This window comes from Blautia sp. NSJ-175, assembly GCF_022867815.1.
GTDB classification, from domain to species: domain Bacteria; phylum Bacillota; class Clostridia; order Lachnospirales; family Lachnospiraceae; genus Blautia; species Blautia celeris.
This window is the reverse complement of the sequence record NZ_JALIFQ010000036.1, coordinates 22536-30956: the sequence shown is the minus strand read 5'-3', so window position 1 is coordinate 30956 and position 8421 is coordinate 22536. Positions and strand designations below refer to the sequence as shown.

5 protein-coding genes are annotated in these 8421 nt (G+C 46.9%); 1 reads left to right on the top strand and 4 read right to left on the bottom strand.

Annotation, left to right across the window (positions count from 1 at the left end; translation table 11 throughout):
* The first annotated feature begins 257 nt into the window (after positions 1-257).
* On the top strand, positions 258-3032 hold the full coding sequence (locus MUB35_RS28860) for a response regulator (RefSeq protein ID WP_244807303.1): 2775 nt from the start codon (positions 258-260) through the stop codon (positions 3030-3032).
* Between the two features lie 52 nt (positions 3033-3084).
* On the opposite strand, the gene MUB35_RS28855 is transcribed toward MUB35_RS28860, so the two are convergent.
* From MUB35_RS28855 to MUB35_RS28840, 4 genes are all read right to left on the bottom strand, one after another.
* On the bottom strand, positions 3085-4257 hold the full coding sequence (locus MUB35_RS28855) for a sensor histidine kinase (RefSeq protein ID WP_244807302.1): 1173 nt from the start codon (positions 4255-4257) through the stop codon (positions 3085-3087).
* Positions 4254-4940, bottom strand: coding sequence for a response regulator transcription factor (locus tag MUB35_RS28850; RefSeq protein WP_244807301.1), 687 nt, complete (start codon positions 4938-4940; stop codon positions 4254-4256). Before MUB35_RS28850 ends, MUB35_RS28855 begins: the two co-directional genes overlap by 4 nt.
* A 199-nt stretch (positions 4941-5139) precedes the next feature.
* A complete protein-coding gene (locus tag MUB35_RS28845) occupies positions 5140-7536 on the bottom strand; it encodes a M13-type metalloendopeptidase (protein ID WP_244807300.1) in 2397 nt (798 codons plus the stop codon).
* Positions 7537-7792: 256 nt separating this feature from the next.
* Positions 7793-8152 (bottom strand): hypothetical protein, encoded by a 360-nt coding sequence (locus tag MUB35_RS28840; RefSeq protein WP_033140381.1) that lies wholly within the window; start codon positions 8150-8152, stop codon positions 7793-7795.
* Between the last annotated feature and the right edge of the window lie 269 nt (positions 8153-8421).

The window sequence follows — 8421 nt, the reverse complement described above, 5'->3', positions numbered from 1 at the left end:
AAAGAACAGCAGGAAAAACTATAAACACAGTTTTTCCTGCCGCGAATGGTTATCCACAAAATAAAAAAATAAATTTCGTCATTTTTTACAATGACTTATGCATACCTCTGAACAGTAACAACAGAAGAATCCGCTGCCGGCATCGGTATTTTATTCTGTTGCTATTTTTATATTCTTTTGCTATACTTATAGCATTCCATAATAATTATGTATGTGAGCAAAGATATTCGATTTTATCTACGAAGGGTGACCATGATATGGATAAGAAAACAAAAAACAAAAAAAGCACATCCCGTTCGCCGCAGATGTCGGAATGCCCTGCCGGTTTGGAATTAATAAAAACCGGTGTAATTGGCTGTCTGCCGGATGAACCTCTTACGATTCTCTGGGCAAACACCGGCTTTTACCTCCTTGCAGGATATACTGCTAAAGATTTTTATAAACGGTTTCAAAGTCTTGAGGAGTATTATAATCAGCTGCCTGATGATTATGCAGCTATCCGTCAGGCGGTTATGGAGGCGGATTCCGATATAGAATTGACTATCCGGCTGCCACGGCAGACAGACGGCTTTTCCTGGGTTCATCTCCTGGGTACTATAACTATAAATCCGACAGATAAAAGGCGGATAGTCCAACTGGAATTTACCAATGTCAGCAAACTGGCCGCTGAAAAAGAGGAGCAGGTCAGACTGTGCGAAGAACAGCAGCTCTGCTTCCGCTCCGTACTGGATACATACGAAGGCTGCGCCTATATCAGCGATATGGATACTTATGAACTTCTGTACGTAAACCAGACCTCCTGCGGGCTTCTTGGCGCGCCGTCTTCTAAAGTAGTTGGCCAGAAATGCTATGAGATGATTCAGGGACGGACCAGTCCCTGCCCTTTCTGCACCAATGATAAATTGTGTAGGGAAGAATTCTACAGATGGGAATTTTTCAATCCGTCTCTTGAGCGGACATTTATGATCAGAGACCTGGAGATCAATTGGGAAGGACACCGTGCAAGACTGGAACTCTCCCATGATACCTTCAGTGCGGAATACAAACTGGCAAAAAAGGATCAGGAGCGGGATGCACTTCTCAGCAGTATTCATGGTGGATTTGCCCGGGTAGATGCCAGAGATATGCGGACAGTTCTTTGGTATGGCGGCGGCTTTCTGGACCTGATCGGCTATACAAAAGAACAATTTGAACAGGAACTGCATTCCCAATGCACCTATGTACATCCAGATGACATTGGACTAATGACCAATATCATGGAACAGTCAATGGTGACCGGCAATCCCACAGCAGCGGAGGGGCGTATCGTCACCCGAGACGGAACGCTTAAGATATTGGCACTCACCTTCAGTTTTGTCAGTGCCAAGGACAGTTGGGACGGTATTCCTTCCTATTACAGCGCCGGCCTTGATGTAACCATAGAACGCATGGAACAGGTACGGCAGAGACAGGCGCTTGAAGACGCCTGTAAAACAGCCCAGCTCGCCAATGAAGCCAAAACCAGTTTCCTCTCCTCCATGTCCCATGATATCCGGACACCAATGAATGCCATCATCGGAATGTCAGTCATTGCACAGGCAAATCTCAATTTCCCGGAAAAAATAAAGGACTGCCTTGATAAAATCAACACAGCCAGCAGGCATTTGTTAAACCTGATCAACGAGGTTTTAGATATGTCCAAAATCGAAAGCGGAAAAATTGATTTGGCATACGAAGAAGTTGCCCTTCCGGATTTAATTGAAGATGTGATGAATGTATTTCGTCCCCTGACAGAGGAAAAACAGCAGACGCTCCATGTGAGCGCCAACCGTGTCCGCCATGAAAAGGTGCTGACTGACTGCGGACGCCTGCAGCAGGTACTCGTCAATCTGCTTTCCAATGCTGTCAAATATACACCAAAAGGCGGTGCCATTGGACTGCAGATCCAGGAAAGCCCCTCCTTTGCCAAAGGGAAAGGGCAGTATTCTTTCATTGTGAGCGACTCCGGAATCGGAATGTATGAGGATTTTATCCCTCATCTCTTTGAACCTTTTTCCAGGGCAGATGATTCCAGAATACATAATATCCAAGGCACAGGGCTTGGCATGGCGATCACGCAAAACATAGTCCGCATGATGAACGGTACAATTGAAGTCAAGAGCACTCCGGAAAAAGGCAGCCAGTTTGTTGTTACCATCACTTTTGATTTATGTGTGGAGACAGAAACGGAGTCAGCCGACCTTGCCGGACTTCCGGTTCTGGTGGTGGATGATGACCAGATCATATGTGAAAGTGTTTCTGAAATCCTGAATGAGCTGGGAATGCAGTGCATCTGGGTGCTGTCCGGCAGGGAGGCGGTAAATCGTATTGCAGCCGCACATGAAGCATCAAATGATTTCTTTGCCGTGATTCTGGACTGGATCATGCCGGATATCAGCGGACTGGAGACATTAAATCTGATTCGTAAGAAGGTTGGAAGAGCTACACCTGTTATCATTATTTCTGCTTATGACTTCTCCGAGATTGAAGATAAATTCCGGCTGGCCGGTGCAGACGCTTTCATCACAAAGCCACTGTTCAAATCTAAAATGGTACATACCTTCCGAAAATTCTGCAGAATTGACCGTTCTGATATCCGGACAACCCGACCTGAAAAGTTTGCTTTTGTCTTAGAAGGCAAGAAGCTGCTGCTGGCAGAAGATAATGAACTTAACCGCGAAATTGCCATCGAACTGCTGGAAATGCACGGCCTTTTCGTGGAAACGGCTGAAAACGGACTGATCGCAGTCAATAAATTTAAGGCATCCGCTCCCGGTGAGTATGCCGGCATACTGATGGATATCCAAATGCCGGTGATGGACGGATACGAAGCAGCAAAAACAATCCGAAGTTTGGAACGGGAAGATGCACATGTCATCCCTATCCTCGCCCTGACAGCCAATGCATTTGCGTCTGATATCGGAAAGGCCAATAGTGCCGGAATGAATGATCATATCGCAAAGCCCATTGATATCGGGGTATTTATGGAAACTCTACAGCGGTGGATTGGGTAATAAAATAGCCTGGAACACAAAAACTGTGTTCCAGGACTTTCTGCACGCGGACTTAATTTGATTGTTTTTTCTCATCTGTTTTCAGGCAAATTTCAAATCGTGTGCCCTTTCCGGCCTGACTTTCCACGCTGATCTCTCCTTCATGTTTATCCAATATCATCTTCACCACAGCCAACCCAAGGCCGGAACCCGGTATTTTTTGGGAACGCGACTGATCCGCCCGGAAGAAGGGTTCAAATATATGTCCTACAGCTTCTGCTTCTATCCCAATCCCATTATCTGTAATCTGAACCATAACATGCTCTTTATCCGGTTTTATTGCTATACGGACCTGTCCGCCCACACGATTATATTTAATGGCGTTTTCAATCAGATTATAAAACGCGCGGTAGAGAAGACTGGGATTTCCATTCACCTCTGCTTCCTCACAAAAAACAGACATTTCCACCTGTGCACTTTTCGCTTTGCCTGAAAGCTCCTGCACCGCCTGTCTGATAAGCGCAGATACTTCTACTTTCTGATCTGTCTCTACTGAAGCGAGATTGGCGAGGGACAGAAGTCCCTCCACGGTCTTGATGATACGCTCCAGGGATTTTCCTGTGTCTTCCATAAATTCCTGATAATCTGCAGTTTCCGGGTGGGGATTCATCTCCAGTACCTGCAGGGAGGATTTGATAACAGCCAGCGGAGTTTTCAGTTCATGTGCGGCATTGGCTGCAAAGCTTTTCTGGATCAGAAAGGCTTCTTCCAGACGGTCCAGCATGCCATTGAAGGATTCCGTCAACACAAGCACTTCTCCCTGTGCCCCGCCCGGTTCTACCCTTCGGTTCAGGTTCTGTTCATCCACCGCCTCAACAGAATCTGTCAGTTTTTTCAGCGGACGCAGCATTCTCCCCACCGCCCGGTATGTCAGTCCGATGGCTAACAACCCTATGATGACCATTGCCAGCACAGACTGTTTGGAGAATCTCATGGCGGCATTCTGATAGGTAACTGCCGGATCGATCGCAGGCGGAAGTGTCCCTTCGGGAAGGGCAGTGTCATATTCAACCATTCCCTCTTCCAGCAAAGACGCATAATCGCCGTAATAATTATGGGCAGACAAAAGAGAATTACCTGTCAATATCAGACAGGCAAGCAGCAGGATCAAACCCACAATCGCTGTAATCTGGAGCTGAAGGGTATTTCTCCTTTTCATACCTCTCTTCCTGCTTTCCTTTTTCATGGCCGCACCTCCTTCGGGCACTCCAGGCGGTATCCATGCCCCCGCTGATTTACGATATATCCCTCAGCACCGGCTGCATCTAATTTTTTCCTCAGTGAATGGATATGAAACCGGAAAGAATTGGAAAATAAATCCGCCTCACTGTCCCACGCATGTTCGATCAGTTCCTCCGCGCTAACCATTTTCCCGGCATGGACCATCAGATACTCCAAAAGCGCATACTCCTTCCGGGTCAGCTCTATCTCCTGTCCGCAGCAAATGCTCTTCTTTGCCGCTGTATCGAGCTGCAGGCAGCCGCAGACAAGCTTTGTATTCCTTGTTGTAAAGTTTCGGCGCAGCAGACTGCGGATACGCGCCTCCAGTTCCCTGAATTCAAAGGGCTTTGTCAGATAATCATTGCTGCCGCTGTCCAGTCCGCTGACCTTATCCTCCAGAGAATTTCTTGCGGACAGGATCAGCACCCGAAATTCTTCATCCTGCCTGCGGATACGCCGGAGCACTTCCATTCCGTCCACTTTCGGGAGGTTCAGGTCTAAGATCATAAGGTCGTATTCATTCAGCTCATAAAGGTAAAGCGCCTCCTCTCCGTCGTAAGCGCAGTCAACCGCGTAGCCGAGCATTCCCAGCCCTTTTGCAATGGTCTTAGACAGCATTTCCTCATCTTCTACCAATAATAATTTCATCCCTGTTTCCCTCCCATATATGATTCTAAGTGTATCCGATACTGCCCTGTCTGTCAATAAACGGACTGCCGCGGGGCATCGCTGTTCTAACCCCCTTCCCTGAACAGTGACACCCCTTGTCGGCCAAGAGCTGCCGCCGGCCAGGGGAAAATACAACTATACAGCCGGAGGCCGGGATTTTTCATGCACAGCAGAATTACTAGATTGTAATTCTGTCTTCCGGTGCAACATACATTCCGTCCCCTTCCCGGATGCCATAGGTATCATAGAATTCCTGGAAATTTGAGAGTACCATATTGCAGCGGAGATTATTCGGTGCATGGATATCACTCTGGGCAAGTTCTTCCAGTGTGCTGTAATCTGCCACTCGCAGCCACTGATTCGCGTAGCTTCTGAAAAATGCGTCATAATCCGGATTTTCCATTTTAGACAGAACATCAAGTCCGCAGGCGATTCCGCCGATATCCGCTATATTTTCACTTAAAGTGGCTTTACCGTCTGCGCGGATTCCGGGAGCTGCTTCCCGCCCGTCATAGAAATTTTCTACTTTTTTACAGAGTTCTCTGAAGTGCTCATAGTCTGTTTTCTCCCACCAGTCGGTTACATTGCCCTCTGCATCATATTGTGCCCCGCCATCATCAAACATATGGGTGATCTCATGTGCGATTGTACTTCCGATTGCTGCCAGATTCGCTTCAAAAGATCCATTTCTGTCATAGAAAGGCGCCTGAAGGATTCCTGCCGGGAAGATGATTGTATTGGTATTCCGGCTGGCTGCCGCATTCACGGTATACGCTGCCAATGGAAATCTCCGTGGGTCAACCGGATTTTCCAGTTCCTCGAGCTGTTTTTTCCATCTCCCCGCCTCTGAAGCCGCTGCATTTTCAAAAAAGCTGCCGCCGTCTGCCGCACCTTTGATATCTGCAGGATTAAAATCCCATTGGTCAGGAAATCCAATCAGTACGGTAAGAGATTCCAGTTTCTTTAAGGCCTCTTTCTTTGTGGTCTCTTCCATCCAGTCCAGCCGGCTGATGCGCTCCTTAAAGGTTTCAATCAACATATTTACCATCTTCTCAACCTCAGCTTTGGACTCCTCCGGAAAATATCTCTCTGTATACAATTCACCCAATTCCTCCGATAGGTAATTCTGGACGGCCAGATCTGCCGTAGGAACACCTGCTGTGCCAAAACGCTCCGCCAAATCCGTGCTTAAGAAGGAACTGTATGATGTGAGCAGTGTTATTTTTTCTATAGCTTTAAAAAGTTCCAGATTATCCGCTGTATACCACTTCGTGAGGGCTTCGAACTGTTTATCATCGAATACCTGCATTTTGATATTTTCGTTTAGTCCAATCGCTTTCAGCATTTCAGAAGGTTTTGCCTGGGGCATCATCTCATCCAATGTTTCCAGGGTATAATACTTCTGTTCTTTTATTTTTCCGGAGTCATCCTGCTCTGTCATATTTTCAGAGAGCACTTTTTCCAGTTTCAGAATTGTATCTGCGTGGTTCTCTGCCTCTTCCCGGCTTTCTCCCACTGTCAGAAGCTGTTCTTTTAGTGTAGTGTGGTATTCCTGATATGCCTCACCATCCGGATTCTCATAATCAGCCGCAGCCAGACCCGGAACCTGTGTCATCAGCAGAAGCACCTTTCTGGTGCTGTCTTTTGTATCGGTAACGGGGATTCCCGGCAGCAGTCCATTTGCGGAAATACCAAGTTCATTCACTGCCTGAGCGATCGCAGCATTCAGTTCGGAAAAAGAGCCTGCCTGTTCCACTGCATCCAGGTATTTCTGTAAAGGTTCCATTCCCATCTGATCACGCGCTTCTGTATTCTCAAAATTCTGGTAAAGATCACGAATCTTCTGTTCAGAACTTCCCTGGGGATACTCCCTGCCGCTGTTTACGATTTCAAGGATCAGAGTCTTTAATTGCTCGTCTGTATTGGCTATCACGGAGGCGGAGCCGCCGGCTGAATCCTCCCCCTCCGGTATTTCAAGGGTGTTCAGCAGTTGTCTGTTAACTGTGGAATAGAAATCGTCTTTTAATTCCGTTCCGTTATATACAAAATAACGTACCGCAATGGTCCGTGCGTCCTTCATAGTTACAGGCTCATCCAAGATATTCACTTCCTCTGTACTGTCGGATGCCTCTTCGCTTTTGCTGCCCTGCAGGTCAGATGCCGCCAGCAATCCTGCTTCAGACAGATTCTTCAGTTCCTCTGCCGCCCATTCCGGAACTTCAGCCAGATCCGGCGCAGGAGCCGCGATCCGTTTCGCATACCCTTCCGGTGCGGAGAGACTGCCAAAGGCACGGCTGGCTATCACAAGCATCTGCAGCCGTGTTGCTTTTTCTGACTCCTTAAAGCCCTCCAGAATTTGTGTGTGGTTGGCAGAAGCCTGATATTTCTCTGCCACATCCCTAAAATAATCGGCAAGCTCTCCTGCCGTTGCATTTTCTTTTGCATTCTCTTGGGAAACGCTCTCTGATTCCGGGGTCTTTCCCGCATTTTTATCAGCTATGGGAGCGCTGCATCCGGCCAAAGCAGTCATGATTAAAACGATGGCTAATAATTTTTTGACGTTTTTATTTTTCATGGTGATCCTCCTGTTTTTTATATCCCTGTGGATGACGATTGACGTCCGGGTTACTGAGGAAATCATAGCATTTGTTTTGTTAGATTATTGTTAGATTTATGGCTGAAATGAGGGCTGCTGCACCGATTCCGTGCAGCAGCCCCAGATTCCGGCTCAATAAGCGGCAAGCCGGCTCAATAATTCATTTGTCTTGTATTCTCACACACTCATTTTCTCCCAGGCAGCCGGGCAGGAACAGCCGACGCGGCTGACTTTGCTATTTTTCCTGTGTGTCTGCCTCGTTCGCTTCGCTGTCCTCCGCTCCCGCATAACCACACTTTTCATATAAGTCGTGGGGAACATAGCTGATCGCCAGTTGTTCCTCTTCCGATAGTTTATTATAATTCTCAAGCCATTTAATCGTCTCTTCGGAAAGCCCGTCCTTATCTATCCATTTATCTCCGAATTGGATCACATCTGCATTATCACCGGAAGGCGAAGATACCTCTGAAGCAGCATTGGATTCTGCTGCCAAACCGGCATTTGACTCACCGGCATCTGCCCTATTATGGGCACACCCGGCGAGAACGATAGATACTATTAATACCATCCCAGATAAAAAACCTGTCCTCTTCATATAAAGCACCATCCTTTCATCATCTGTCGTTTTTAATAACAACCGCCGGGTTTCACAAAAATATTGCTCCTCTAAGCTCTTTAAGTATATTATAGCCTGATTTCAAATTGAAATCAATGCTGTGCAAAATATATAAAAACCAGCAAAAGCACAGTAATCCTGCACTTTTGCCGGTTCTATTTTCTCCTAAAAACTTACTTACCCGATAAACATAGTACCTGCACGGCACGATTAGTTCCAACAAAAACAAACTTTGCCAAAAGTATCAG

Excerpts from the sequence above, each read along its gene's own strand:
- MUB35_RS28840 (WP_033140381.1), bottom strand. The coding sequence starts at position 8,152 with ATGAAGAGGACAGGTTTTTTATCTGGGATGGTATTAATAGTATCTATC.
- MUB35_RS28845 (WP_244807300.1), bottom strand. The coding sequence starts at position 7,536 with ATGAAAAATAAAAACGTCAAAAAATTATTAGCCATCGTTTTAATCATG.
- MUB35_RS28855 (WP_244807302.1), bottom strand. The coding sequence starts at position 4,257 with ATGAAAAAGGAAAGCAGGAAGAGAGGTATGAAAAGGAGAAATACCCTT.
- MUB35_RS28850 (WP_244807301.1), bottom strand. The coding sequence starts at position 4,940 with ATGAAATTATTATTGGTAGAAGATGAGGAAATGCTGTCTAAGACCATT.
- MUB35_RS28860 (WP_244807303.1), top strand. The coding sequence starts at position 258 with ATGGATAAGAAAACAAAAAACAAAAAAAGCACATCCCGTTCGCCGCAG.